This is a genomic window from Limosilactobacillus equigenerosi DSM 18793 = JCM 14505 (genome assembly GCF_001311375.1).
Lineage (GTDB): Bacteria > Bacillota > Bacilli > Lactobacillales > Lactobacillaceae > Limosilactobacillus > Limosilactobacillus equigenerosi.
Genome location: NZ_BBAS01000004.1, coordinates 36,146 through 61,427, shown reverse-complemented (window position 1 = coordinate 61,427; position 25,282 = coordinate 36,146). Strand labels below are relative to the sequence as shown.

At 44.0% G+C, this 25,282-nt stretch carries 22 protein-coding genes and 3 pseudogenes; 10 read left to right on the top strand and 15 right to left on the bottom strand.

Going from position 1 to position 25,282, the window contains the following annotated elements; genetic code table 11:
- Window positions 1-72: 72 nt before the first annotated feature.
- The 5 genes from JCM14505_RS09450 to JCM14505_RS03160 all read left to right on the top strand — a co-directional run bounded on the left by JCM14505_RS09450 (window position 73) and on the right by JCM14505_RS03160 (window position 4,843).
- Window positions 73-834 (top strand): phospholipase D-like domain-containing protein, encoded by a 762-nt coding sequence (locus tag JCM14505_RS09450; protein ID WP_225352239.1) that lies wholly within the window; start codon window positions 73-75, stop codon window positions 832-834.
- Window positions 835-1,101: 267 nt separating this feature from the next.
- On the top strand, window positions 1,102-2,523 hold the full coding sequence (locus JCM14505_RS09445; protein WP_263848937.1) for a DEAD/DEAH box helicase: 1,422 nt from the start codon (window positions 1,102-1,104) through the stop codon (window positions 2,521-2,523).
- Window positions 2,520-3,230 (top strand): DUF3427 domain-containing protein, encoded by a 711-nt coding sequence (locus tag JCM14505_RS09440; RefSeq protein WP_225352238.1) that lies wholly within the window; start codon window positions 2,520-2,522, stop codon window positions 3,228-3,230. Before JCM14505_RS09445 ends, JCM14505_RS09440 begins: the two co-directional genes overlap by 4 nt.
- 82 nt (window positions 3,231-3,312) lie before the next feature.
- On the top strand, window positions 3,313-4,116 hold the full coding sequence (locus JCM14505_RS03165; protein ID WP_054652874.1) for an HNH endonuclease: 804 nt from the start codon (window positions 3,313-3,315) through the stop codon (window positions 4,114-4,116).
- Between the two features lie 28 nt (window positions 4,117-4,144).
- Window positions 4,145-4,843 (top strand): CPBP family intramembrane glutamic endopeptidase, encoded by a 699-nt coding sequence (locus JCM14505_RS03160; RefSeq protein WP_054652873.1) that lies wholly within the window; start codon window positions 4,145-4,147, stop codon window positions 4,841-4,843.
- Between the two features lie 59 nt (window positions 4,844-4,902).
- Here JCM14505_RS03160 and JCM14505_RS03155 read toward each other — a convergent pair.
- Window positions 4,903-6,002: pseudogene (locus JCM14505_RS03155) on the bottom strand (glycerol dehydrogenase).
- Between the two features lie 139 nt (window positions 6,003-6,141).
- Between JCM14505_RS03155 and JCM14505_RS03150 the strand changes: the two are divergent.
- Window positions 6,142-6,378 carry a helix-turn-helix transcriptional regulator gene (locus JCM14505_RS03150; RefSeq protein ID WP_054652871.1) on the top strand — a complete coding sequence of 79 codons (237 nt, stop codon included), beginning with the start codon at window positions 6,142-6,144 and terminating at the stop codon, window positions 6,376-6,378.
- Between the two features lie 172 nt (window positions 6,379-6,550).
- Here JCM14505_RS03150 and JCM14505_RS03145 read toward each other — a convergent pair whose 3' ends face one another.
- The 3 genes and pseudogenes from JCM14505_RS03145 to thiD all read right to left on the bottom strand — a co-directional run bounded on the left by JCM14505_RS03145 (window position 6,551) and on the right by thiD (window position 9,405).
- Entirely contained in the window at window positions 6,551-7,357 is an 807-nt protein-coding gene (locus JCM14505_RS03145; RefSeq protein ID WP_054652869.1) for a hypothetical protein, read from the bottom strand.
- 104 nt (window positions 7,358-7,461) lie between these two features.
- Window positions 7,462-7,947, bottom strand: a complete 486-nt coding sequence (locus JCM14505_RS03140; RefSeq protein ID WP_225352237.1) for an NUDIX hydrolase — start codon at window positions 7,945-7,947, stop codon at window positions 7,462-7,464.
- Between the two features lie 646 nt (window positions 7,948-8,593).
- A pseudogene (thiD, locus tag JCM14505_RS03135) lies at window positions 8,594-9,405 on the bottom strand (bifunctional hydroxymethylpyrimidine kinase/phosphomethylpyrimidine kinase).
- 156 nt (window positions 9,406-9,561) lie between these two features.
- On the opposite strand from thiD, the gene JCM14505_RS03130 reads away from it, so the two are divergent.
- Together JCM14505_RS03130 and JCM14505_RS03125 are read left to right on the top strand one after the other, a co-directional pair.
- On the top strand, window positions 9,562-10,797 hold the full coding sequence (locus JCM14505_RS03130) for a CPBP family intramembrane glutamic endopeptidase (protein ID WP_054652867.1): 1,236 nt from the start codon (window positions 9,562-9,564) through the stop codon (window positions 10,795-10,797).
- Window positions 10,798-10,882: 85 nt separating this feature from the next.
- The gene (locus JCM14505_RS03125) at window positions 10,883-11,554 is read left to right on the top strand and encodes a DUF554 domain-containing protein (protein WP_054652865.1); all 672 of its coding nucleotides are present in this window, start codon (window positions 10,883-10,885) and stop codon (window positions 11,552-11,554) included.
- 175 nt (window positions 11,555-11,729) lie between these two features.
- Here JCM14505_RS03125 and JCM14505_RS03120 read toward each other — a convergent pair whose 3' ends face one another.
- Both JCM14505_RS03120 and JCM14505_RS03115 read right to left on the bottom strand, forming a co-directional pair.
- Window positions 11,730-12,728 (bottom strand): asparaginase, encoded by a 999-nt coding sequence (locus JCM14505_RS03120; RefSeq protein WP_054652863.1) that lies wholly within the window; start codon window positions 12,726-12,728, stop codon window positions 11,730-11,732.
- Window positions 12,728-13,900: a cysteine desulfurase family protein gene (locus JCM14505_RS03115; RefSeq protein ID WP_054652861.1), complete on the bottom strand. Its 1,173-nt coding sequence runs from the start codon at window positions 13,898-13,900 to the stop codon at window positions 12,728-12,730. The genes JCM14505_RS03120 and JCM14505_RS03115 overlap by 1 nt, the downstream gene beginning before the upstream one ends.
- Window positions 13,901-14,101: 201 nt before the next feature.
- On the opposite strand from JCM14505_RS03115, the gene mscL reads away from it, so the two are divergent.
- Window positions 14,102-14,494, top strand: a complete 393-nt coding sequence (mscL, locus tag JCM14505_RS03110) for a large-conductance mechanosensitive channel protein MscL (RefSeq protein WP_054652859.1) — start codon at window positions 14,102-14,104, stop codon at window positions 14,492-14,494.
- 137 nt (window positions 14,495-14,631) lie between these two features.
- Here mscL and JCM14505_RS03105 read toward each other — a convergent pair whose 3' ends face one another.
- The 4 genes from JCM14505_RS03105 to JCM14505_RS03090 form a co-directional block, all read right to left on the bottom strand.
- The gene (locus tag JCM14505_RS03105; protein ID WP_054652857.1) at window positions 14,632-14,892 is read right to left on the bottom strand and encodes a hypothetical protein; all 261 of its coding nucleotides are present in this window, start codon (window positions 14,890-14,892) and stop codon (window positions 14,632-14,634) included.
- A gap of 209 nt (window positions 14,893-15,101) precedes the next feature.
- Window positions 15,102-15,392 carry a hypothetical protein gene (locus tag JCM14505_RS03100; RefSeq protein WP_054652854.1) on the bottom strand — a complete coding sequence of 97 codons (291 nt, stop codon included), beginning with the start codon at window positions 15,390-15,392 and terminating at the stop codon, window positions 15,102-15,104.
- Between the two features lie 88 nt (window positions 15,393-15,480).
- A complete protein-coding gene (locus tag JCM14505_RS03095) occupies window positions 15,481-16,038 on the bottom strand; it encodes a cation:proton antiporter (protein ID WP_054652852.1) in 558 nt (185 codons plus the stop codon).
- 47 nt (window positions 16,039-16,085) lie between these two features.
- The gene (locus JCM14505_RS03090; RefSeq protein ID WP_054652850.1) at window positions 16,086-17,069 is read right to left on the bottom strand and encodes a cation:proton antiporter; all 984 of its coding nucleotides are present in this window, start codon (window positions 17,067-17,069) and stop codon (window positions 16,086-16,088) included.
- 205 nt (window positions 17,070-17,274) lie between these two features.
- Here JCM14505_RS03090 and JCM14505_RS03085 point away from each other — a divergent pair, with 205 nt between their 5' ends.
- The gene (locus JCM14505_RS03085; protein WP_054652847.1) at window positions 17,275-18,657 is read left to right on the top strand and encodes a DHA2 family efflux MFS transporter permease subunit; all 1,383 of its coding nucleotides are present in this window, start codon (window positions 17,275-17,277) and stop codon (window positions 18,655-18,657) included.
- Between the two features lie 82 nt (window positions 18,658-18,739).
- On the opposite strand, the gene pyrE is transcribed toward JCM14505_RS03085, so the two are convergent.
- The 5 genes and pseudogenes from pyrE to JCM14505_RS03060 all read right to left on the bottom strand — a co-directional run bounded on the left by pyrE (window position 18,740) and on the right by JCM14505_RS03060 (window position 25,281).
- Window positions 18,740-19,360, bottom strand: a complete 621-nt coding sequence (pyrE, locus tag JCM14505_RS03080; protein ID WP_054652845.1) for an orotate phosphoribosyltransferase — start codon at window positions 19,358-19,360, stop codon at window positions 18,740-18,742.
- Window position 19,361: 1 nt separating this feature from the next.
- Window positions 19,362-20,075 (bottom strand): orotidine-5'-phosphate decarboxylase, encoded by a 714-nt coding sequence (gene pyrF, locus JCM14505_RS03075; RefSeq protein ID WP_054652843.1) that lies wholly within the window; start codon window positions 20,073-20,075, stop codon window positions 19,362-19,364.
- A complete protein-coding gene (locus JCM14505_RS03070) occupies window positions 20,065-21,006 on the bottom strand; it encodes a dihydroorotate dehydrogenase (RefSeq protein ID WP_054652841.1) in 942 nt (313 codons plus the stop codon). The genes pyrF and JCM14505_RS03070 overlap by 11 nt, the downstream gene beginning before the upstream one ends.
- A gap of 2 nt (window positions 21,007-21,008) precedes the next feature.
- Window positions 21,009-24,203, bottom strand: a pseudogene (gene carB, locus JCM14505_RS09265) (carbamoyl-phosphate synthase large subunit).
- Window positions 24,187-25,281 carry a carbamoyl phosphate synthase small subunit gene (locus JCM14505_RS03060; protein ID WP_054652838.1) on the bottom strand — a complete coding sequence of 365 codons (1,095 nt, stop codon included), beginning with the start codon at window positions 25,279-25,281 and terminating at the stop codon, window positions 24,187-24,189. The pseudogene carB and the gene JCM14505_RS03060 overlap by 17 nt, the downstream one beginning before the upstream one ends.
- Window position 25,282 lies beyond the last annotated feature (1 nt).

Below are 25,282 nucleotides of genomic sequence, written 5' to 3'. Positions count from 1 at the left end.
GCTACTTTTGATCTTGAGCGTATTTTCTACTAAGATGGATGTATACATGCAAATTGAAGGAGTACTCCCCCCATGCAAGACGGAATTTATGAACAAATCATCAATCAACAAATTTTTAATGAACTAACTAACCTCAGCAACCAGGATTTTGATATTCGAAAAACAACCCTGGAAGCAGCGGATGCGCGAGAATTATTAACTAATTATCTTGCTAACGTCATTAAAGATGGATTACTGTACATCCGCGACAACAATAAATCATCCACCACCGAAGATAAGCGAACTAACCTCCTCGCTCAACTTGAACTATGTAATTCAATTATTGAACAAGTTGCCAAGCATACCGATAATTCGCAAGACACCAAGATTGAGGAACAAGGCGAAGTTTTAACCGCGTTGTATCACAAAATTAATACCATCCGTACCCTTGATAACCAAACTGAGGTTATTCGGCCAACGTCATCCATTGTTGAAAATACCCTCTTTACCGGTAACACGCAAGAACCATCCATGATGGAAGAACTGAAGAAGGAAATCTTATCCTCTGACCGAGTTGATTTACTCGTTTCCTTTATTAAATGGTCGGCCATCCGTCCTTTACTAAGCACATTAAAACAATTCACCCAAAATCCCAACCACCAGTTACGAGTCATCTCCACCACCTATACCAAGGCCACCGACTTTGGCGCCGTTAAAGCCCTCAGCGAATTACCGAATACAAAAGTAAAAATTAATTACTCCCAAGATAACCAGCGCCTGCATGCTAAATCATATATTTTTTTATCGGGAAACTGGTTTCTCAACTGCTTATATTGGCTCATCAAACCTTTCTAGTGCCGCTCTAACTACGGGATTAGAATGGAATATTAAAGTTACTGAACAAGAATCTGATCAAATTGTCAAAAAAAATGTTCAATCACCTTTGATCAATACTGGAATAATGATGCGTTTGAAACTTTTGACCCCACAAACGAACTTTCCGTTCAAAAGTTAAAGGATGAACTAGATAAAACCGTTACGAATGATTTTCATTTAGAAACGGCAATTCGTCCCTATGCCTACCAACAAGAAATTCTCGATGAATTAGAAACTGAACGCACAGTGTACCATCGTCATCGTAATTTAGTTGTGGCAGCCACCGGGGTTGGTAAAACGATTATCGCAGCATTTGACTTTAAGCGCTACTTAGCCAAACACCCCAATGCCAAACTACTCTTTGTCGCCCATCGTAAGGAAATTCTCGAACAAAGCATCCGCAAATTCCGCGAAGTCTTAAATGATTTTAATTTTGGTCAATTAGCCGTTGGTGGTTATACACCTAATAATCTTGATCATTTATTTATCAGTGTTCAAACTTTTAACTCACTAAAATTAGCCGATAAAACCTCAGTCGATAATTATGACTTCATCATTATCGATGAGGTTCACCATGCCGAAGCTAAATCATATCAACAATTATTAAGTTACTATCAACCGCAAATTTTGCTCGGCTTAACGGCTACTCCTGATCGGATGGATGGCGCTGATATCCGGAAATACTTTGATGGTAATGTTGCGAGTGAAATGTTACTGGGCGAAGCTATCAACCGGCAGTTGCTTAGTCCCTTCCAATATTATGGCGTAACTGATTCAATTGACTACTCGCAAATCACTTGGACCCGTGGTAAATACGATGAGCAAGAATTAACTAAATCCTACCTTAACAATCACGAACGCGATCAAATCATTATCCAAAAAGTACTTGATTACAGTAATGATTTAAACGAAATTAAAGGGATTGGTTTTTGTGTTAGTGTTGAACACGCTGAATACATGGCCCAATTATTCAACGATCACCAAATTCCAGCGCTTTGTGTCACTGGCCAAACTAACAATACTGATCGTGAGGATGCTAAACGACAACTTACTAACGGCAAAGTTAAATTTATTTTTACGGTTAATCTATATAATGAAGGAGTTGATATTCCAGCCGTTAACATGGTCTTATTCCTACGTCCAACTCAATCTGCAACCATCTTCTTACAACAATTAGGTCGTGGATTACGGTTATCACCGGGAAAGGATTGCCTCACCGTCCTCGATTTTATTGGTCAAGCTAACAAACAATACTCATACCGAACTAAATTTCGTAGTTTAATTGGCAAAACCCGCCACACTCTAAAGAAAGAAGTTGAAAGTAACTTCACCCACGTTCCAAATGGCTGTTATATTGAGATGGAACCAAAAGCGAAGGAATATATTCTCGAAAATCTCGGTCAAACGGAAGTAAATAAGAAAAACCTGGTTAACATGATGATTGAATTTAACAATCAGACTGAAAAGGAACTTACTTTAGCCAATTTCTTAACTGAATTTGATGTAACCCTACCTGAACTTTATGCGAACGGCCGCTCATTCCATCGCCTTAAACAATGGGCTCATCTCACCAATGATCAACGTGACGTTACCGATAGTGTCTGGAAAAATTTAGAAATTTCTTCCACATTGATTCACCATCCTTACTCGATTGTTGGATTGGCATGATTGAAGGCAGACACCAGATTGATTTAACTAACGAATTAGAACGCCTTCAATTAGGAATGCTCTATTACAGTTTATACAAAAAATATCCCGATAAAGAAGGCTTTACTTCCCTGCTTGATGGGATTCTAACCTTTGTTAAGGAAGACTTTGTTAAAGAGGAACTTTTAGCCGTATTACGTTACCGGCGAAGCCAAATCAAAATTGTCCCCATGGCCAATGAATATCAATATACGACACCACTCGAAGTTCATTGCCATTACAACCGGGCACAAATTATGGCCGCTTATGATTATTACAACCAGGAACAATCACCTGAATTCCGGGAAGGAGTTAAATATATTGACACTCACAAAACCGATATTTTCTTAATCAGTTTGAACAAAACCGAAAAAGATTTCTCTCCATCCACGATGTACGAAGATTATGCGATTAACGAATCTATCTTCCATTGGCAAAGTCAGCGAACGCAAAGTAACACTAGCAATACAATTCAGCGATACCGCAACCATTTAAGCACTAATAATTACATTTCATTATTTATTCGTGAATATCCTCGCGTTAATGGATTCGCCCAACCATATATGTTTATGGGAAATGCCGATTACCAGACTTCAAATGGTAGTCAGCCAGTTAACTTCACTTGGAAATTACACCAACGAATCCCAGCTAGTTTAATTAATAGTGCAACGAAAACTTCTGATCAATAATTATTTAAACGGACAACCGTCACTGGTTGTCCGCTTTTTATTTCGGTACAATATAGTAAATTACTCATCGTGGAGGTCAGCTATGAAAAATGTTTTCTACAACATTGACGCACGGACAGACACTGAATTTAAATTCGTTAAAGATAATCCCATTTACCAATCCTTTTTCAATGGATTCTTTGATTACCAAACTGCTTTGTCATATGAAGCTGGTAAAGTAACCAAATCCAGTAACAAAGCCCGTTCTTACAAAAATCATTTAATCAAACTCATTATCTTTTATAAGCAAATCTACGGTGCTTATCCAACTCAACTAGATGCTTCAACCACCAGCGCTGCCTTCCAAAATTTCCTTGATTTACCCGAATTTATCCAATTCAATCGTCAAAATCATAATTTTTATAGTGCCACCATCCGCGGTTATTTGGACTATTTAGATCAGCTAGCCATAAATCAGGATACTGATGATCAAGACCACTACCAAATCAAATTACTTCATCAACCAGCTAAAGTGATTACGCATCCGCGGAACCAAACTACTAGTTATGATCGCAATCCCCGTGAACTCTTAGCAGCTAAACATAAAGCCAAGTGGCAATGTGCTTACGACAACAAGCACGTTACGTTTATCGCCGCCAAAGATCATCAGAACTACGTTGAAGGGCACCATTTAATCCCCATGCAATATCAAAGTCAATTTGAATACACAATTGATTTTGCCGACAACATCGTCCCACTTTGTCCTAATTGTCATCGGCGGATTCACTATGCGATTAAACAAGACCGCAACCAAATGATTGAAACCTTTTATTTCAATCGAATTGAAAACATTAAAACCCACGGGATTAATATTACCCTCGATAAACTTGAACATTGGTATGGATAAAATTATTTAATATGAGGTGAATTTAATCATGTCATCAAAAAATAAACTAGATCGTCACTACTACTTAGCTTTCTGCATCAACGTTGTCGGGACTTTGCTTGCAATCACATTTGCGCGCCTCATCGCCCATTCCAATGCATATCTATATACCTGGTTGGCATCGTTATGGTTTATCGGCTTATTTAGCTATGAGCTTAAAACCTATCATCACTACTTAGTCACCCAACGGCAGGCTTTCAAGCAACATTGGATCGCAAACCTTAGTTTATCAGTTTTAACCACAATCATTGCGATGGGACTGATTTATGTTAGTCGGCAATTATTCTTCAATCAATTCATCCCACAACCTCCGCTGCCTGAACTATCCCCAAGCGTCGAAACAATCCCTGGTATGCTCACGGCGCTTTACGCAGGAGTCATTAATCTCATTGTTGCAATCTTTGAAGAAATCGCCTACCGCCACGATTTGTTTTATCGTTACCGCTCCTCTAAAGGGCTAACGATCTTCTTATTAATCATTACCAATCTCGGGTTTGGCTGGTCTCATTACTACAATTTTGGCGGATCTTTTCTGGCGACAACGCCCTATGCGCTTGCTGGGATTATCTTTAGCATCGTTTACTTATGGCGCCGCAACCTTTGGATTCCAATTATTGCCCACCTTATTTTTAACGCCCAAAGTTTCATTGGGGCGGTATTCTTACTCATCTTTCATTTGATTCATTAACAGCCATACAACAACGGCGATCAACCCACTCGGATTGACCGCCGTTAGTTATTTTATATTTACTTAGCAAAATATTGTTTGGAGTACGCATCCACGGCAATTAAAGCATCAGCCACATCCGCCGGGGTGACTTCAAATGGTAAGCGATCCATTGTATCGTTTTCTGAACAAGCTGCTTCGCCCGCCTTTAGTAAGTCGGCATAGGTAACATCAGCTAAATTCAAGTCAGCCAGCGTAGTTGGTAAGCCCAGTGACTTAATGAAATCGAGGTACTTGTTGTAACGCGCTTCATCCGCACCTTCCAACATTAATTGGGTTAACGTCCCATACGCAACCTTTTCCCCGTGGGTAAATTCATGGGTCGCTGGTAAGATGGTCAAGCCATCATGAATCGAGTGAATTCCTGACAAACCACCACTTTCAAAGCCAAGGCCACTCATCAAGGTATTGGCTTCCACAATCTTTTCTAACGCCGGCGTGACGACGTTGCCTTCGCACGCCGCCACCGCTTGATGAGCATACTTGAATAAGGTCACTTCACATTGCTTGGCAATCGCGCCCCCAACCAAGGTTTGCTTTTGATTTAGCATTGTATCAGCATTAGCTTGGGCCACTGATTCGGCTTCCACATTCGTGGCTAAGGCATCGGCAATCCCGGAAATTAACATCCGCACTGGTGCTTTGGCAATCACATCTGTATCGACTAACACTAATTCCGGATTATGTTGGTAGAACAAGTAATGGTCAAAGCCCCCATCATCGGTGTAAATGACTGACAACCGTGAACATGGCGCATCATTGGAAGCCAGCGTTGGCATAATTACGACTGGCAGGTTAAGTTGATCCGCAATCGCTTTGGCCGTATCAACCGTCTTCCCGCCACCCAGTCCATAAATGACCGTCACTTCTTCATCGCGACCAATTTGGGCGACCCGATTAATTTCGTTATCCGATGATTCACCGTTAAATGGGACGTACACCGGTTGATAATCATGTTCTTGCAGGTAAAAAAAATTAAGTCTTCCCCGACTAAGCGGTAAGCTGTCCCCCCAGCCAACACCAAGGGCCGGTGTCCAAAGACATGTAAATGTTCGTCGGCATGATTTAAGACGCCCTTCCCTTGCACATATGAAGATGGTGAACCAAAAGCTGTTGTCATGATGAATTCCTCCAATTAGTTTGTGAAAGTTATTACAAACTAATTATAACTAAATTTAGCCTATTTTTCACGATTAAACATTCCCATTGAATATTAATTTATTTATAATAATCTTATCTAACTAAAAGAAAGGATTATTATGGCTCATCCATATTATACGCACGCAGCGGCCCCATTAATGAAACGCTACATGCATCAACACCATTATTCCCAAACCCAACTTGCCAAGAAATTGGGAATCAGTCAAGCAACCTTAATTGCATTGCTTGACCAAGAATTATTTTTAACCGACAAATTAGCAAATAAAATTGCTCAACGGACGGGCATTCCGAAAACGCGTCTCTTAGCTGATGAATCGCAACTTAAAACCGAATAGCCAAACTGGTTAGTCGGTTTATACTTTCGGTACTATTTTATACCTCTTTATACTTTTGATTTCGTTTTATACTTTTTTTTATACTTTTTTTATACTTTTTCTGCAAGCTACTTATCTTTAATCGGCGGGTAAGCATCAACTATCACTACTCAAAAACGGACTAGCCGCGGGACTAGTCCGTTTTGCGATGAATTAGTTTATAAATTATCCAATAAATTCCATAGGTAATGAAATCAAGCACCAACGAAAAGTAGAACGACAAACTTACGATGCCAATTCGTAAATAATCAAAGGCAAGCCCAAGCAAAATAAATATTACCCCAACCCCAAATCCATTAATTGCAATAATTCCCGTTGCTGTTCCAATGATAACTACGAATGCCATTGGCTGCCAAACATGCTCCCACCAGGTGGCAAAATCCATTGGTTCCTTAACCGTTGATTGGTTTTCCGATGTTACAGGATGTGTCCTCGGAGTTATCTCTGCTTTAGTTCTTACCTGTGATTTCCGTCTTGGTTGTAGATGCGGACGGCGCAGCTCACGTTCAGCTGCTTGTTGCATTTGATAAACTAAACTCCCTGGTTCATTAGTTTGTTCCATTTGTTCAAGGATTGGCTTCAATCTCTGCAACTTCTTTAGTAGCCGTCGCTCTTGTTCGGACTTAGCATTAAATTTTCCCTGCTCTAAAGATAATTTAATGCTGTCCGGCAACAACAGCATCGTAATAATTAGGGTCGGATTTTCATACCGTTTGCTTTCCGTAATATTATTCGGCGATGTAGCATTCGTCTCAATCACAATTCCTTCAATTCGATATGAAAGAATTTGCTCAAAATCAATTACATCAAATTTTTCCTCATGTTGATAGCCTAAATATCCCCACTTGGGATTGAAATAAGCGCCATCAACTTTCGTAACACTATACTGCTTAAATAATGCAATTTCTTTATCATCGGTCAGTTCTTTACCAAGAATCATCCCTAGTCCCTCGGTTATTTATATACTGTTAGTTTACAACTCCCGTAACCGCGCATTTAACTTGCTGTAAATCCGATCCGTCATCCATGGTTCCTTCACCTTGGTCATCGCTTCATCCAAGCCATACCAAGCGACCCCGTGTTTTCATCTGGCTTATTATGAATTGGCGCTTGATCGTCGCCTTCAAACAGGTAAGTAATATTAAAATGTAAATGCGATGGCACATATTTGCCGTGCTTTTCGTGTCCCTTAACGGTCAAAATTTCAATTGAAGCAATTTCACCATTAATTGGATGCGTCTCGAGGCCTGTTTCTTCTTGGATTTCACGATGAGCCACAGCTAATAAATCATGGTCACCATCCGCATGGCCCCCCAGCCAGGCCCACGTATCAAAGATTTTATGATAAGCCATCAACACTTTGTCATGCGTTTGGTTCGTCACCCACGCTGACGCGGATAAATGTGCCGATAAGTTCGACCGCAAGTAAAGTTCTTCGCCACTTTCCAAGCGTCGTAGCATTTCAGCTTGATCCATCATTTCTTGTTCATTGACTGGTTGGTAACGTTTTAAATCCGCAATTAAATCCATCTTGGTAACCTCGCTTATCATTTTGCTACCTATCATACCACGAAATGATAAAGAAAAAGGACGCCAAAAATTGACGTCCTTAACCGATTGCGGATTAAGTAATCAACTGAATCCTTTATGCATGTATCGGTTCATCCTTCTATATGGTTATATATTATCACACATTTATCAAATGTAAATTAATACTTCTTTTTAAACAATTGAAACCTTTATGAACCTATATATATCAACGGTTTATACGAATTATCCCATGCTATAATCACGTTGCACATCGAGACCTAATCAATCTCAATTTGTGCAGATTGGAGATGACTCCTAATGAGAGATGTATGGTTCATCCTTCTTATCGTGTCTAATCGCACGTTAATCGCTTTAGCAAAAGCAATAATAACTAAGTTGCTTCGGTAATTTAGTGGCGCCATGGTTTATCCTTGGCGCCTTTTTAGTTCAAAAAAAGGACGCCAAAAATTGACGTCCTTTGACTGGTTGCGGATTAAGTAATCAACTGAATCCTTTATGCATGCCAGATTATATTACTACTACAATTATAATAACATAAATAAATCAGCTGTAAACTAACAATCCACCTAACTTGATGAAACCTCTATGAACCTATATATCAATGGTTTAGGCGAATTATTCCAGCCTACTTCAACGTATCACTAGCCGCCCAATGATTAATTGGCCCGTACTTGTGCCCCAATTCAAGTTCATTGGCAATGGCAGCGTGGACATAGCGTTTAGCTTTCATCACCGCCGTTTTAACATCCGTCCCCTTGGCCAATTCAGCCGTAATTAAAGCCGAGTAACTATCCCCCGTCCCATTAATCCGGTCCGTTTCAATATATGGATCTGACAACCAAACCTTCGTGCCATCGGCTAATAATAGTAAATCTCGGACGGCCCCATGCCAACCGTTCATGCTTGCCTTTAATTACGACATGCTTAGCGCCGAGAGCTTGCAGTTTTTGCGCTGCCACCACCATATCATCGTCAGTCTTAATTTCCATTTCCGCTAATTTTTGCGCTTCAAAGAAATTCGGAGTAATCACCGTGGCCAATGGCACCAACAAATCACGGAAGCTTGATATGCATCTTCTGCCAATAGCATCGCCCCATGCTTGGTAATAATTACTGGATCAACGACTAATGGCCCAAAGTCAACTTGTTTCAATTGTTCAGCACCGTCTTAATAATTTCGGCCGTCCCCAGCATCCCCGTTTTCGCAGCGCGTACTGTAAAATCGTCATTTAACACGCGGAATTGTTCCGCAATAAAGTCAGTAGGCATTAATTGTTGTTGCGTAATCCCATACGAATTTCCTGACACCGCGGCCGTTAATAACCCCATGCCATAAACCCCAGCGGTAAAGAACGTATGTAAATCAGCTGGCATCCCAGCACTGCCGTCAGAATCATGCCCTGCAATTGTTAAAGCGGTTGTAAATTGTGCCATCATGTGCACCCCCTACGCAAGATATTTGATAATCTCAATTTTACCACAATAATTAAAAACAAATGAGAAAAAAAGATAGACTTCTCACCTAAATCTCGCTCAGTAACCGTTATCAATATGATATGATGATACGTAAATGGTTGTTATAAGGAGGAAACTATGTCCGGAACCGACTACTTAAAAATTTGGCATTATGCCCAATTAGCAGTCACACTATTCTTTATGATTTTGATTAGCGCTTGGGAAGCTTTTCACCGCGTTCCCATTGCTAACTTAGTGATTGCCGTTAGTATTTTACTTGTCTTAAACCTACTCACCCATTATGCCACCACTGATTATCAATGGTTAATCATTTTAATGCGGTGGCTCAAAATTATCATTCAACCCTTGGCGCTAGTCATCGTCTGGGCCATTGTGACGCGCCAAATTGTGGTTCACACTGGTCTCGCGGTTCGTGGGGTGATGAGCCTAGCTTACTTATACTATGTGGTAATGTTTATCCCCTATGCAGGGACGGTGGCCAAACGTGTCACAAATTGGTATGAACGGATTGGTTTGGTACTCGTTAACTTTGTCGAAATTGTCTTTTTACCACATTTCTTCTTAAATGCTGAATTTACCGGTCCGCAAATTTACCAATGGATTTTTAAAAGTGGTTTCTTTGCCGCGCTCGCTATTTTCGCTACGATGGTTACGTTAATGCGGACTTGGCATCTCTCATGGCCGGGGATTGCTCCGAAGTATCAACAAGGCACCCGGTGGTGGATTATCCTAATTTTACTCGCCATGATTGGTGGCTACTTAGTAATCTTATGGATTGCAGCTGGTCCAGCCACCCACCAAAAAGTAATTGCGATTTTCACCTTCCATTGGCATGACCTCGGAATTACTAAATTATATACCTTAACAGCGATGGAAGCTGGGGTGGCGGAAGAATCGATTTTCCGGTTTGCATTAATTGGCGTGTTACTCGCCGGCTTTAAGCAATCGAAGTTCCGCATTCCAATTGCGATTGGTGGTAGTGCCATTGTTTTTGGCTCCATGCACTTGGTTAATTTAATTCACGGTCAACCGCTTGATGGCACCCTACTACAAGTGGTGATGGCCATCTCAATGGGGATTTTCCTTGGTTGTATTTATCTCTACACCGGCCAATTATGGTTAACCATGTTCTTACACTTCTGCATTGACTTACTGGCCTTTTTAGGTACTAATACCACGGCCGTGACCCAACATGCGAATGGTTTTGCATTAATCGGGGTCACGATTGTCTTTATTTATTTTGCCAGCCCATTACTATGGTTAATGACCCCAGTCAATCGGCAAGTCATGAATCGACATGCAGATCACTTATCTGGGACCAATCAACACTTTGACTACAAATTTAATTTCTAATGATTTAAACCCCGTTGCGGTCCATTGACCCAACGGGGTTTATTCGGTAGAATTAGCATATTATTAAGCGATTGGAGGTTTTTGCATGATTGGAATTTGGGCAAATGTTGCCGCCATTGTGATTGGAACGCTCGTTGGTTGGGCATTCAAGCAAAAATTAAATGATAAATATATTGATGCCCTGTGGCAATCCATCGGGCTGCTCGCCATGGGGGTGGGAATTCAAACCATCGTCTCAAATATGTCCGCTAGTAAGTATCCTTTGTTATTTGTGGTCAGTTTAGCCGTTGGGATACCATTCGGAACATTCTTACAATTAAACGATCGGGCCACTGGCTGGATTAATCGTCATTTTAAATCTGGTCTTGGTGAAGGAGTCGCCACCGCCAGTTTCCTCGATGGAATTGGCGCCTTAGCAATTCTCGGCCCCGTAACCGCGGCGTCAACCGGTAACACCACGATGTTGTTTACCAACGCCGCCCTCTCCTTTGTTTGTGCCATTATTTTTGGGGCCAGCTTCGGAATTGGGATGCTGTTAGAAACCCCCATTATTTTTGTTTGGTTTAGTTTTATTTTCTTTGTTACCAAATACTTATCCGCCAGCTATTTCTCCCAATCCCTTGTTGTCGAAATGTCAGTTGTTGGTGGTTTTATGGTCATGGCAGCGGGCCTGTCATTACTTAAAATTCGCGAATTTAAAACAGTTGATATGTTACCAGCCCTTTTAATTCCGATGATTTATTTCTTATTTGTGTAAACTAATGAACCCGGAGCGTGGACTTTCCATGCTCCGGGTTTTTCGACGGCAGCTTTGTAACTTCGTTCGGCGGACAACCACCTAGTCATAACGAAAAACTGACGCCGCCGGATATCCTATCCGCCAACGCCAGTTTCAACGTATGATACGGCGGTTTTAACGTCCGCCTCACGACCTAATTAAGTGTCACCTCACCAACCAAGTCCTGTTCAAAGACCTGCTTTACTGCCGCTAAATCCATGCCTTGACCAAGCGCCCACATTAATTTCGTAATCGCACTTTCCGAGGTCATATCATGAGCGCTAATCGCCCCTTTTAATAAGGCTTCGCGGCCAACTTCATACTTAGTCAAGTCACTGCGTTCATACAAACATTGACTCGTTGCCACCACGGGGATGCCTTGGGCAATCAAGTCACCGACTACGGCTACCAAATTGCGCCGGATAAAGTTCATCCCACCCAGTCCATACCCTTCAATCACAATACCACGACAGCCATGTTCAACCATCGAGTACAGCATTTGTGGATCAAAGCCTGGGAATAATTTAATTAATGCCACTTGCGTTTCCACGGTCGCCTGTAATTGACAAGGTTTCGTTAATTCATCGCGCATTAATTCTGGTCGATAAACTAACCCATCCGACGTCACCGTTGCCACCGGCGGGAAATTAACACTTTCAAAGGCATTGAAATCCGTTGTCCGGACCTTCACACTCCGCGCCCCCCGCATGATTTTACCATCAAACGCCACAAACACCCCGGGATGCTTCGTTAACGCCGCACTAAAGGCTAAGCGCAAATTATCTTGGGCATCACTAAGGACGACATTAATTGGGACCTGACTTCCCGTAATAATGACCGGAATTTCAATTTGTTGGAGCATGAACGATAACATTGAGGCGGTGTATGCCATCGTGTCGGTGCCGTGAGTAATCACGATGCCGTCATAATGCAAGCGTTCCTCGTAAACCGTTTTGGCAATTAATTGCCAATCTTCCGGCTGAATATTCGATGAATCAAGATGCAAAATATCCTTAATCGTGAGATCAAATGGCATCTCACCTAACGTCCGGACTAACTCCGCGCCATTGGCCCCCGGCGCCAGCCCACTATCAGACGCCACCGAAGCAATCGTCCCTCCCGTGGACAGTAATAATAATTTAGGTTGGGTCATTATCGTTGCCCCCGATCACCAACATGTTGCAAGCGGGCCACGTGTTTAGCAATCGTCGCGACTAAATGTTCAATTTCGCCAGTTGTGTTGGTAATTCCGAAGCTAAACCGTAATGTTTCCCAAACCCGCGGACTATCTTCCCCGAACATCGCCACTAAGACGTGGGAGGGATCTAATGACCCCGACGTACAAGCTGACCCAGCCGCCGCAATCACGCCATCAAGGTCTAAGTTCGTTAACAGCGCATCATTGGGCACCCCTTTAAACCAGATACTAATCGTTTGTGGCGCCATCTGATCAGTTAAATGACCATTAATTTCAAAGTCAACGCCAGCTGCTTCCAGCCCCTTAACGAGTCGATGCTTCAATGATTGAAATAAAGCCACATCGGCATCAAAATTGTCAAAGTGCAGCTTGGCGGCCGTGGCTAAACCGACTACCCCCGGGACATTTTCGGTTCCAGCGCGTCGCTTTAATTCTTGATCACCGCCACGGACAAAGGATGGCAGATTCCGGCCCCGGCGCCGGTAGAGCATCCCCATCATCTTTGGGCCATTAATTTTATGCGCCGAAACGGAGAGAAAATCAATTTGATCGGCTTGGACGTCAATTGGCACGGCGCCATAAGCTTGCACGGCATCCGTATGGAACCAGGCATTCGAATCCGCCAACATTGCCCCAATTTCATGAATTGGCAATAAGCTCCCTACTTCGTTATTTACCGTCATAATTGAAACTAAAATCGTATCATCGCGTAACGCCGCCTTTAAATCATTCAGATTAATTTGGCCATTTTCATCAACCGGTAAATACGTCACTTCAAAGCCTTGTTGCTCTAAATCCGCTAATGGCCGTAAGACGGCTTCATGTTCGATCGCGGTCGTAATAATATGTTTTCCTTCGGCTTGTCGCGCTGCTGCGACTTGCTTAATGACCGTATTATCACTTTCAGTTCCCCCACTAGTGAAGACAATTTCATCATCAAATTGGGCATTAATGGTGGTGGCTAAATAATGGCGACTATCTTCCAAAACTTGTTTGGCTTGGCGCCCGTAAAAGGTCGTCGTCGAGGCATTACCAAAGGTATCTTCCATCGCATGGGTCATGGCTTGAATGACACTTGGCGCCATCATCGTTGTCCCTGCATTATCAACATAAATTCGTTCATTCATGATGTCTAATTCCTCCGTTAAAATCACTGTTTCCATGATAGCAAACTTTCGATTAACCGGCTAGCAATCGCGCTTGATGCCGTATTTTTGTTAAATTTGAATTTTTTATGCCGAAACTATTGCGTAATCGTTATTATTTTGATAAATTATTATCTGTTGTGAATATATATATATATATATATCTAGTGAAGGAGTACAAATATGTTAAAAGAATTTCGTGATTTTATTATGCGCGGTAATGTAATGGACCTGGCTGTTGGGGTGATCATTGGGTCAGCCTTCACGGCCATCGTTAACTCATTAGTTACCAACTTAATCAACCCATTAATCGGGATTTTCCTTGGGAAGATTGATTTATCCAACCTTGTCTTTAAGGTGGGGGAAGCAACATTTAAGTACGGTGAATTCTTAAACTCAGTCATCAACTTCTTAATCATCGCTTTCGTGGTCTTCTTAATGATGAAGGCCATCAACACGGCCATGGCTAAGGCAGCTGCTTTAGTGGTTGAACAAGAAGCTGAAGACGAAAAGGATCCCGAACCAACGTCTGAAGACTACTTGAAGCAAATTGTCGAATTACTTGAAAAGAAGTAATTTAACTCCTAAGTTCGCATTATCTTAACTCTATAAAAAGGCTCGCCGATTGGCGAGCCTTTTTAGTTCTTATGGATGCTTTAATTCTACTAATTCTACTTTATCATTGTTAACTGGTCGTTCATAAATATGATCAATCAAATCGTTTGACATCGTCGCAGTCGCCGTATCACCTTTGAATTTAATATTTTTAAGCTTGAAAACGTTAATTTCCCTTTTCCCATCCGGATTTTCGCCGTTAACGTGGTCCCTGATTCATTAAATTTATACGTTAAACGCTTCGGATTCGAAACCGCCTGTTTAAATACATCTTCATCGCCAGCTAACGCAATTGATTGAAGACGATGCCCCTTAACCATTAACAATGATTGACCATCAATATTAAAGACAAGATACATTTTTTTTCCTGATCAGATTCTCGATCACCAGTCTTTAAATAATATGCATGCCCCGGCATCCGCTGCGAGGGATCATGTAAACTACTATCGACCGTGTCAATTGTAGCCAATACTCCTATCAAGACTGACAAGCTCCCTAAAATAATAATTATTGTGACCCAAATTCGTTTTGATTGAAACCACATTGGCCGTTGCGTTGTGTTTTCCACTTATTCCACAACCTCCAATCCAATTGTGATTCCAACTACCACCATTAACATGATACTAACTACCCAGCCGACACTAATTAACGCCCCCAGCCCTGCTGACTTAGCTGTGTTGGGCCGACGCTTATGCCAAATCAAATAAAGAATTGCTCCTAGCACCGGACAAATAAAACCTAAAACAGCCCAGCGAGCCGCGCCTCGATCTACTACTACTAATTGCGCAACTTGACCGCATGTTGGACAAAAATTTTGTCGTGACTTTATTTTCCCACCACAGTTTGCACAAACCTTCATTCTAATAGCTCCTCCCATATGCTTAATTAAGGTTTAATTATACCAATTTTCTTCCATTTTCACTATATCGACAAAGTGACTTTAATCCTTACCCTTCTTGCGCCACCACCACCGCAGCTAACATAACTTCTTGGGATAAAATTTTGACCACTTGGCGATACTTAACTTCTTGATATTCAACCATTTCTAAATATTGTAATTCTTCATTAAAGATAAAATTGTACAAATCCCCGAGCATAATTTGTTCGGGCTGACTTAATTCGGTGGCATGACTCGTTTCATGCCATTGATGCGCTAAATTTTTCATCGACGTCGCTCCCAATTGCGCCGTCAGATCCTCTTCTAACCGGTGGCGCATGGCCAAGGGAACATAAATTTCGTTTAAGCGCTGCCGAGCATGATTCACCATTCCTTGCCGTAACCGATTTACCTCTTGGGTTTGTTCAGTCTCAGAAACATCCGCTGGTAACAACCACTTAAAGACTAACGTTGGGACGATTAAACTCAAGCCAATCAAGACGCTCTCCGCCATAATCAACAAATTAAACCATTGCGCTGGCAACTGGGCCCGCTCGGTCATCATCACTAAGGCTAACGTCACCGTTCCATGCACTCCACCGAAGGCAAAAATCCACGCTTCTGACATCGTCTGGTGCAGGCCCCATTTGGCATATCCGAGTCGAATCACTAAATTCACGAGTATAAAACGATGCCAACCCAAATCCAAGTCCACGAGCCATACGTAATTCGATCATTCATGATAGTCCGAACTAGTACCACCCCTAAAATGACAAATACCGACCCATTCATTAATTCTTGTAAACTAGCGATTAAGCGTTGATTGTCATACGCTAAGGCTGGATTAACTAAGCGGTTTCGTTCGTCTTCGGTATTACCCACTAACCCGGCGACCACCACCGCGATGATGCCCGACAAATGGAAATGTTCCGCCCCAAAGTAAACTAGGAATGGGGTCAGCAATAGTAACACTTTCACTGGCGTCCCATTATTAGCTAATGAGTTAGTAAAGTTGGTATCGGCATTATGCAAATGATGCCGCACGACTAATAACCCCCAGGCCACTAGCCAACCAAAAATGACACCACCAACAGCGGCATAGACAAATGACCAGGCCGTGCCTTGATAATTAATCTCTCCCTGGTGAAACCACTCCAAGGCCATACTCATTAAAATCAGCCCTGACGCATCATTAAACAAGGACTCTAATTTTAAATTTAAGACCGCCCGCGGGGGTAATTGTACCCCTTGGGCAACGGCACCGGTGGCCGTTGCATCAGTGGGAATACTAATCGCGGCCAATAAAAAGGCTAAGGGCAAGCTAAACCCAAACACTCCCCGCAACGTAAATCCAGTTGCCAAGAGCGCTAACAAGGCCATCACCACCGTCATGCCCACGATTGGTTTGACTTGTTGCCGGACCTCTCCTAAGCGCATTTCCTTTCCGTCGAAAAACAACAATGGCGCCACTAATCCCCCCATAAACACGGTTTCGTTAAAAGCCGTGACGTGATGATTCAACCACGGGATGACCGCAATTAAAATTCCCATGGCTAACGCAATATAATTAACCGCAATCCGATGTAACCAGCCGCGTTGGATGACTAAGGCCATCGTGGTGGCTAACACTAGAATTAACAAGTTCGCAATACTAACCAAAATTTGTCTCCTTTCATTAATTTTTCTCTTTCTATCATAACAAAATTCATTGATAAACTTCGAAAAAAGAACTTACGAAAAGTTCATCCTTTATGTTAAAGTAATCAAGTTGTGATTTTAAATTATATTAAGAGAACGGGAGAGAAACAATCATGCAACAAAATGTTTTACGCGCTCGCGTTGAAGTTGATCTCCATGGTTTTCCATGGCCGGGATGCTCCTCGGGGCGTTCGTGGGAATGTTTAGTGAAACTTCCCTTAATATTGCGGTGCCGCAATTAGTGAATGCTTTTCATACATCAACAGCGACGATTCAATGGTTAATCACTGGTTACATGCTGGTCATTGGGATTATCATGCCGTTAACGGGGATCATTTCCAAGTGGTTCTCAACGCGTCAAGTCGTGAGCTTCGCCCTCATCGCCTTTATTTTAGGATCAGTCATTTCAGCCACGGCCCCTAATTTTGCGATTGTCTTAACGGGTCGAATGATCCAAGGGATTGGGACCGGGTTAATCTTACCCATGATGTTTGCGACGGCGATGCTAATTTTCCCACCGCAAAAACTGGGGGCCGTTAATGGGATGCTCGCCCTCGTCATCATGTTTGCTCCAGCGATTGGACCAACGTTAACTGGGATTATCTTAGGGGTAAGCTCTTGGCGTTGGATTTTCTGGATTTTTGCGATTATCTTAGCAATTGCGTTAATCTTAACGCTCGCTGGTTTAAAGAACGTCAATGAATTAACGAAGCCTCACGTCGATGTGTTATCAATTTGTGAATCAATCATTGGCTTCTCTGGATTAGTGGCTGGGGCTTCCTTAGCTGGTGAACAAGGTTGGGGTTCCCCCCTCGTGATTGCTAGTTTAATCATCGGAGTCATTGTCTTAATCCTCTACACGCGGCGCCAACTTCGCTTAGAACACCCCGTCTTAAACTTACGCGTGATGAAGAATGAGCAATTTGCGCTTGGGGTCGCCGTCGTCATGCTCGACTTTGGGATTATCTTATCCGCGATGTTCTTATTACCGCAATTCATCCAAAATGCGATGTTACTGCCAGTAGCAATGACTGGGATGGTTATGCTTCCTGGTGGGATTGTGAACGCCATTACGTCCGGGGTCGCTGGTCGTTCCTACGAACAATTTGGGGCTAAACGCCTTGCTGTCCTTGGTTTTATCATTGCCTTCATCGGGGTCTTGATCTTAATCATGGCGCCAGCAAGCGCGCCAGTTTGGCTCGTTATCTTAGCCCATGTCATCATGATGATTGGGGCGCCAATGGCAATGTCACCAAGTCAAACGAGTGCTTTAAGCGCTTTACAAGGACCGGAAGCTGGTGATGGTAGTACAATTATGAACACCTTGCAACAAGTGGTTGGGGCCTTAGCGACGGCCATCGCTACTAGTTGTCTTGGGTTTGGGATTGCGACTGGTCACGGATCAGTCGCTGCCAAGGCCGCCAATGGGGTGCACGTCGGTCTTTACTTCACGTTAGCCTTAATTGTGATTGCCTTTGTCCTCTCCTTCTTCTTAAGCGGGAAGCCGGCTGAAGAAGGCCATGATATCACACCAGATGATTTTAAATAATTAATTAACTTAAAACCCAGCGGTGAACAAATTCATCGCTGGGTTTTTATAATTCTAATCATCTGCAATTACTTAATCAGCCTCATGCTTGCCAATGCATTGGATCCGCTCGCCATTGGTGTAACGTGGCTAATTGCTCAGTCGTCACTAAGCCAGTTGCTTGCGCTTGTTCAATTAACTCCGTGTAATTCGTTACCGTTGCCCACTCAAGCCCGGCCGCCGCAAAATTCGTCGTGGCCGCTGCTAATTGGTAAGAAAAGACGCCGGCTACACCAATCACTTCACCACCATCATTTTGTACCCCTTGGGCCGCTTTTAAGACTGATCCACCAGTTGAGATTAAATCGTCAATTAATACGACCTTGGCCTGGTTCGGTAACACCCCTTCGACTTGCCGCCCCGTGCCATGGTCTTTCGGTTGACTGCGCACATAGACTAAGGGTAAATTCATTTGTTCCGCCACCCAAGCCGCTTGCGGAATGCCGGCCGTCGCCGTCCCCGCAATCACCTCAACAGCCGGCCAATTGGTTTGAATCAAGTCAACTAAGGCCTGCGTAATCGCGCGCCGGAGGCTAGGATACGAAATCGTGAGTCGATTATCACAATAAATGGGGCTTTTGATGCCTGAGGCCCACGTAAACGGATGCTCCGGGGCTAGTTTAACCGCCTCGATTTCCAATAATTGATTCGCAATGGTTTTCATATTAATTCCACTCCTGTAATACTTGTTGATAGGCTTGCACGGGATCAACGGCCTGCGTAATTGAACGCCCGACGACAATTGCAGTGGCTTGATTTTGAGCCGCTGCGCCCGGAGTCATCACCCGTTTTTGATCTTGGTTGGCGTCCATAGCTAAACGAATGCCTGGGGTGACGCACCAAAAATCCGCATTCGTCCCCGCCTTAATCACCGGCGCTTCCTGGGCTGAACAGACCACCCCGGCTAACCCGGCTTGCTGGGTTAATTGCGCATAGTTTAAGACGCTGTCAACTAACGACACCCGACTAAGTTGTTCATTTTTAACTAATTGCTCATCACTCGAAGTTAACTGGGTGACCGCAATTAATTTGGGGACGGGCAAGTGCGCTAACTGCGCCCCCGCCACTAAGCCTTGTTGTGCTTGGCGCATCATTTCCACCCCACCGGCCGCATGGACATTCGTTAAATCCACGCCGAGTTGTCCAATCACTTTCATCGCTTGATACACCGTATGCGGAATATCATGACATTTTAAATCCAAGAAAATCCGATGTCCTTGGGCTTTTAACCAGTGAATTAAATCGGGACCCGCTTGATAATATAATTCCATGCCGACCTTCACGAATAATGGTTCATCAGCTGGAAACTGACTCAAAAACTGCTTGGTCGTCGCCATGTCCGGAAAATCTAAGGCGATGATTGGTTGCTTAATTTGCATTTGCCCGGCCTGCCTTTACTTGTTGGCGTAAATCTTCAATACTGTCGTAACCCAATTCGCGGAGCCGCGCGGGAAGTTGGGCAGCGAGGTGCGGAATAATTAACGCATCTTTAAAGTGCGCTGAACCAACTTGGACGGCATCCGCCCCGGCTAAATACATTTCAATCACATCATCCACGGTTTCGACGCCGCCCATCGCGATAATTGGAATATCTACAGCCCGAGAAACTTGATCAACCATCCGCACGGCAATTGGTTTAATCGCCGCTCCCGAATATCCCCCGGCCCCGGCGCCGAGCACTGGTTGCTTCGTATTAACGTCAATATGTAATCCGAACACCGTATTAATCATACTAATGCCATCCGCCCCGGCGGCTTGGACCGCCCGCGCAATAGCTACAATATCCGTCACATTCGGGCTAAGCTTAACATATACCGGCACCGTGGCCACTTGTTTGACTGCATGCGTTAACTCGGCGGCTACCACGGGATCCGTCCCAAATGCCATCCCACCTTCGTGCACATTGGGACAGGAAATATTTAATTCCAACGCTTGAACTTGGTGACTCGCACTTAATTGCTTAGCAACCGTCACATAATCAGCAATGCTAGCGCCACCAACACTCCCAATCACTGGTAAATCCGGATATTGGTGCCGCAACTTAACTAATTTATCATTAACCACCGCGGCTACCCCCGGATTAGTCAAACCAACCGAATTCATTACCCCGGCTGGCACTAGGGCGATTTGGGGTTGCGGATTCCCGACCCGTGCCGTGGGCGTCGTCGTCTTTAAGACTAGGGCCCCAAGTTCATTGAGCGAAAATTTTTGCGCCGTTTTCGTATCCCCAAAGCCAAATGTCCCACTAGCTGGCATCAACGGATTCTTTAACGTTAATCCTGGTAATTCAACTGCTAACATCTTATCCATGCTTAATTACACTCCTTTGCTAAACTTAACGTCACAAATGATCGATTTTCTAACGCCGTGACCATCGCTTCCACCGTCTTAAACGAGGTTAAGACCGGTAAGTTGGCCATAATCGCGGTTTGGCGAATCACATAACCATCGGAATTAGCGGTGACATCATGGCCCATCGTATTCACCACCACATCCACTTGCTCATCATGAATAACCGATAAAATATTTGGTTGCGTTGTGGTTTCATTAATCTTGGCCACCACACTGACTGGTAATTGATGGGCTTGTAAAAATTCAGCGGTGCCGGCCGTCGCATATAACCGATACCCAATCCGATTTAACCGCTTCGCTAATGGTAAGACGGCGGCTTTGTCTCGATCTTCAATCGTCAATAAAATTGACCCGTGATCGGGCAGCGTCATCTTCGCCGCCACAAACGCTTTATATAACGCTTTGGCATAACTAGCATCACTGCCCATGACTTCTCCAGTTGATTTCATTTCCGGTCCTAACAAGCTATCAACATCGGCCAGCTTACTAAAGGAAAAGACGGGCGCTTTAACGTGAACCAATTGACTTTCGGGAATGGTGGTTGTAGTAAAGCCTTGCGCTGGTAAACTTTGGCCCATGATCACTTGGGTAGCGACTTGCGCCATATTCACCCCCGTAATCTTACTTAAAAATGGCACCGTTCGGCTTGCGCGCGGATTGACTTCTAATACGTAAACATCACCGTGACGAATAATAAATTGAATATTCATAATCCCGACACACTTGAGGCGGACCGTTAATAATTTGGTTATCCGGATAATTTCCGCCTTGACCGCTGCGTTAAATTCTTGTGGGGGATAGACGGCCATGGAATCCCCCGAGTGCACCCCAGAAGATTCAATATGTTGCATAATGCCCGGGACTAAGACATTGTCACCGTCACAAATGGCGTCGACTTCCCCTTCTAGGCCTTCCAAGTATTCGTCAACTAAAATCGGGTGCCCATTTGTGGCCGGTGGATTTTGGGCTAAGTAATCCTTTAACTCCGCCTCATTGTAGACAATTTCCATTGCCTTGCCCCCGAGCACGTAGGATGGCCGTACCAAGACAGGATATCCAATTGCCTTGGCATCGGCAATCACTTCCGCCGGCGTTGAGGCCGTCATGCCGACCGGTTGTTTCAGGCCAAGTTCCTTAATCACGGCATCAAAGGATTCCCGATCTTCCGCGCGGTCTAAATCTGCCACCGTGGTTCCGAGAATGTTCACCCCGGCTTGGGCAAGGGCAGCCGCTAAGTTAATCGCGGTCTGTCCCCCAAATTGCACAATTACCCCAACTGGTTGCTCAAGGTCAATCACATCCATGACCTTTTCAAACGTTAAGCTCAAAGTACAGTTTGTCTGACACGGAAAAGTCAGTCGAAACCGTTTCCGGATTGGAATTAATAACAATCGCTTCATAGCCCATTTTTTGGAGTGCTTTGACCGAGTGGACCGTCGCATAATCAAATTCAACCCCTTGGCCAATCCGAATCGGTCCTGAGCCCAGGACAATCACACTCGGCCGCTTGGTCACTTGACTTTCATTTTCCAAACCATACGTACTGTAAAAATATGGTGTTGTCGAGGCAAATTCGGCCGCACACGTATCGACCATTTTATAAACGGGCGTCAGGCCAAGTTGGTGCCGTTGCTGCCGAATTGCCAACTCACTTTGGTGCCAAGCACGACTAATCATTGCATCACTAAACCCATAGCGTTTAGCCGTCAACAACGCGGTTTGGTCATTGACTTGGGTTGGCAATTGCGCTGCGAGGGTCACAATTTGTTGCAGCACCCCTAAGAAATACGGGGTAATCTTCGTGATTTGGGCTATTTTAGCAACTGGGATTTGCCGCCGGAAAGCTTCGATTAAGTAAAATAAACGGTCATCTTGCGGGTGTTGCAATTGTTGCTGTAATTCATCCGGCGTCACCGCACTTAAATCGGCCGCTAATAAATCCGGAACGTCAATTTCAAGTGACTGCACTGCCTTTTGCAACGCTTCAGCTAAATTCCGCCCTAATGCCATCACTTCCCCGGTCGCCTTCATTTGCGTCCCTAATTGCCGATCAGCGTGGGTAAATTTATCAAACGGCCATCGTGGAATTTTAACGACCACGTAATCCAGGCTGGTTCAAATTCCGCCCAAGTTTGCTCCGTCACTGGATTTTTAAGTTCATCTAACGTTAAGCCTACCGCAATTTTGGCAGCTAATTTCGCAATCGGATATCCCGTTGCTTTGGAGGCTAATGCTGACGAACGTGAAACCCGCGGATTAACTTCAATGACATAATATTGGTAACTCCGTGGATCGAGGGCTAATTGGACATTACATCCCCCTTCAATCTTCAAAGCCCGAATTAACTTTAAGGCACAATTGCGGAGCATTTGGTATTCCCGATCCGTTAACGTTTGCGTTGGCGCCACCACAATGGAATCACCAGTATGAATCCCAACTGGATCAAAGTTTTCCATGGCACACACCACCATCGCGTTATCAGCCGCATCCCGCATCACTTCAAATTCAATTTCTTTGTACCCAGCGATTGATTTTTCAATTAAACATTGGGTCACCGGTGACAACTCTAATCCATTCGCCGCAATTTGGCGTAATTCGTGTTCGTTTTGGCACATCCCGCCCCCAGTGCCCCCCATTGTAAAGGCGGGGCGGACAATCACAGGGTAGCCAATTTCGGCCGCAAAGGCAACGGCTTGCGCTACCGTTTGGACCGTCGTTGATGGTGGCACCGGTTCATTTAGGCTCGTCATTAACGCTTTAAACCGTTCCCGGTCTTCCGCTTGGTCAATGGCGTCTAAACTCGTCCCGAGCAATTGCACATTTAAGTCCTTTAAAACCCCCGCCGCATCTAATTCTGTCGCTAAATTCAAGCCGATTTGGCCTCCAAGCGTGGGTAATAAAGCATCTGGGCGTTCCTGGCGCATGATATTGGTTAAGGAATCCACGGTTAACGGTTCAATGTAAACTTGGTCCGCAAATTCGTGAGAAGTCATAATCGTAGCTGGATTTGAATTCACTAACACCACTTCATAACCTTCTTCGCGTAATGCCATGCAGGATTGGGTTCCCGAATAATCAAATTCCGCGGCTTGTCCAATAATAATGGGGCCCGACCCAATCACCATAATTTTATGAATATCAGTTCGTTTTGGCATGTTGTTCCTCCTTGAAGCGATCCATTAACGCCATAAAATCATCAAAAATCGTGACCGCATCGAGTGGTCCCGGTGCAGCATCGGGATGGAATTGCACCGAAAAGGCCGGATATTGTTGACTTCGAATCCCTTCGACCGTTTGATCATTAATTTCTTCATATGTCACAGCTAGCTTTTGCGGATCAATCGATTGCCGATCAACGGCGTACCCATGATTTTGCGATGTCATCATCACCCGGTTAGTTGCTAACTCCCGCACTGGGTGATTAAAGCCGCGATGGCCAAACTTTAATTTAAATGTTTTAGCGCCATTGGCTTGCGCTAAGATTTGGTGGCCTAAACAAATCCCAAAGACTGGCACTTGCGTTTGCAAGGCTTGCACCGTCGCAACGGCAGCGTGCATTTCGGCCGGATCACCCGGGCCATTTGACAATAAGACGCCATCCGGGTGTAGTTGCATCACTTCCGTGGCGGTCGCCGTCCAGGGTAAGACAATCGTGTTACAATGCCGGCGTGCCAATTCCCGTAAAATACTATGCTTTGCCCCGTAATCAATCACCACGACATTCCGACCGGTCCCTGGATTCGGATAAGCAGTTTTCGTCGACACTTGCGCTACCGAATTAGCCGTTAAGTTCGTTGTTTGTAACTTTTGCATAACGGCGTCAATTTGTGTAGCGTCATCAATTAAAGCTCCCCGCAGCGTCCCGTGTTCACGTAACTTTCGCGTTAAGGCGCGCGTATCAATTCCGGCTAACCCCGGAATTTGATGTTGAGATAAAAATTCCGGTAAAGTTGTACTCATCCGCCAATTGCTTGGAACTTGGGCCACTTCTTGGCAAATCACCCCTTGGCATTGGGGCGCTAAGGATTCATTATCATCAAAATTCACCCCATAGTTACCAATTAATGGATTGGTGAACACCAAGATCTGATTGGCAAATGATTGATCCGTAATCGCTTCTTGATAACCCATCATTCCCGTGGTAAAGACGACTTCGCCGTAGCTTTCCACGGCCGCGCCAAAAGCTTCTCCTGGCAACACGGTGCCATCTTCTAAGACTAAATAGCGTTCCATC

Excerpts from the sequence above, each read along its gene's own strand:
- JCM14505_RS03100 (WP_054652854.1), bottom strand. The coding sequence starts at position 15,392 with ATGAAGGTTTGTGCAAACTGTGGTGGGAAAATAAAGTCACGACAAAAT.
- JCM14505_RS03130 (WP_054652867.1), top strand. The coding sequence starts at position 9,562 with ATGTCCGGAACCGACTACTTAAAAATTTGGCATTATGCCCAATTAGCA.
- pyrF (WP_054652843.1), bottom strand. The coding sequence starts at position 20,075 with ATGCAAATTAAGCAACCAATCATCGCCTTAGATTTTCCGGACATGGCG.
- JCM14505_RS03070 (WP_054652841.1), bottom strand. The coding sequence starts at position 21,006 with ATGGATAAGATGTTAGCAGTTGAATTACCAGGATTAACGTTAAAGAAT.
- JCM14505_RS09450 (WP_225352239.1), top strand. The coding sequence starts at position 73 with ATGCAAGACGGAATTTATGAACAAATCATCAATCAACAAATTTTTAAT.
- mscL (WP_054652859.1), top strand. The coding sequence starts at position 14,102 with ATGTTAAAAGAATTTCGTGATTTTATTATGCGCGGTAATGTAATGGAC.
- JCM14505_RS03150 (WP_054652871.1), top strand. The coding sequence starts at position 6,142 with ATGGCTCATCCATATTATACGCACGCAGCGGCCCCATTAATGAAACGC.
- JCM14505_RS03095 (WP_054652852.1), bottom strand. The coding sequence starts at position 16,038 with ATGTCAGAAGCGTGGATTTTTGCCTTCGGTGGAGTGCATGGAACGGTG.
- JCM14505_RS03140 (WP_225352237.1), bottom strand. The coding sequence starts at position 7,947 with ATGGATTTAATTGCGGATTTAAAACGTTACCAACCAGTCAATGAACAA.
- JCM14505_RS03120 (WP_054652863.1), bottom strand. The coding sequence starts at position 12,728 with ATGACCCAACCTAAATTATTATTACTGTCCACGGGAGGGACGATTGCT.
- JCM14505_RS03160 (WP_054652873.1), top strand. The coding sequence starts at position 4,145 with ATGTCATCAAAAAATAAACTAGATCGTCACTACTACTTAGCTTTCTGC.
- pyrE (WP_054652845.1), bottom strand. The coding sequence starts at position 19,360 with ATGAAAACCATTGCGAATCAATTATTGGAAATCGAGGCGGTTAAACTA.
- JCM14505_RS03105 (WP_054652857.1), bottom strand. The coding sequence starts at position 14,892 with ATGTATCTTGTCTTTAATATTGATGGTCAATCATTGTTAATGGTTAAG.
- JCM14505_RS03165 (WP_054652874.1), top strand. The coding sequence starts at position 3,313 with ATGAAAAATGTTTTCTACAACATTGACGCACGGACAGACACTGAATTT.
- JCM14505_RS03115 (WP_054652861.1), bottom strand. The coding sequence starts at position 13,900 with ATGAATGAACGAATTTATGTTGATAATGCAGGGACAACGATGATGGCG.
- JCM14505_RS03085 (WP_054652847.1), top strand. The coding sequence starts at position 17,275 with ATGGCCGGGATGCTCCTCGGGGCGTTCGTGGGAATGTTTAGTGAAACT.
- JCM14505_RS03145 (WP_054652869.1), bottom strand. The coding sequence starts at position 7,357 with ATGATTCTTGGTAAAGAACTGACCGATGATAAAGAAATTGCATTATTT.
- JCM14505_RS09440 (WP_225352238.1), top strand. The coding sequence starts at position 2,520 with ATGATTGAAGGCAGACACCAGATTGATTTAACTAACGAATTAGAACGC.
- JCM14505_RS03060 (WP_054652838.1), bottom strand. The coding sequence starts at position 25,281 with ATGGAACGCTATTTAGTCTTAGAAGATGGCACCGTGTTGCCAGGAGAA.
- JCM14505_RS03125 (WP_054652865.1), top strand. The coding sequence starts at position 10,883 with ATGATTGGAATTTGGGCAAATGTTGCCGCCATTGTGATTGGAACGCTC.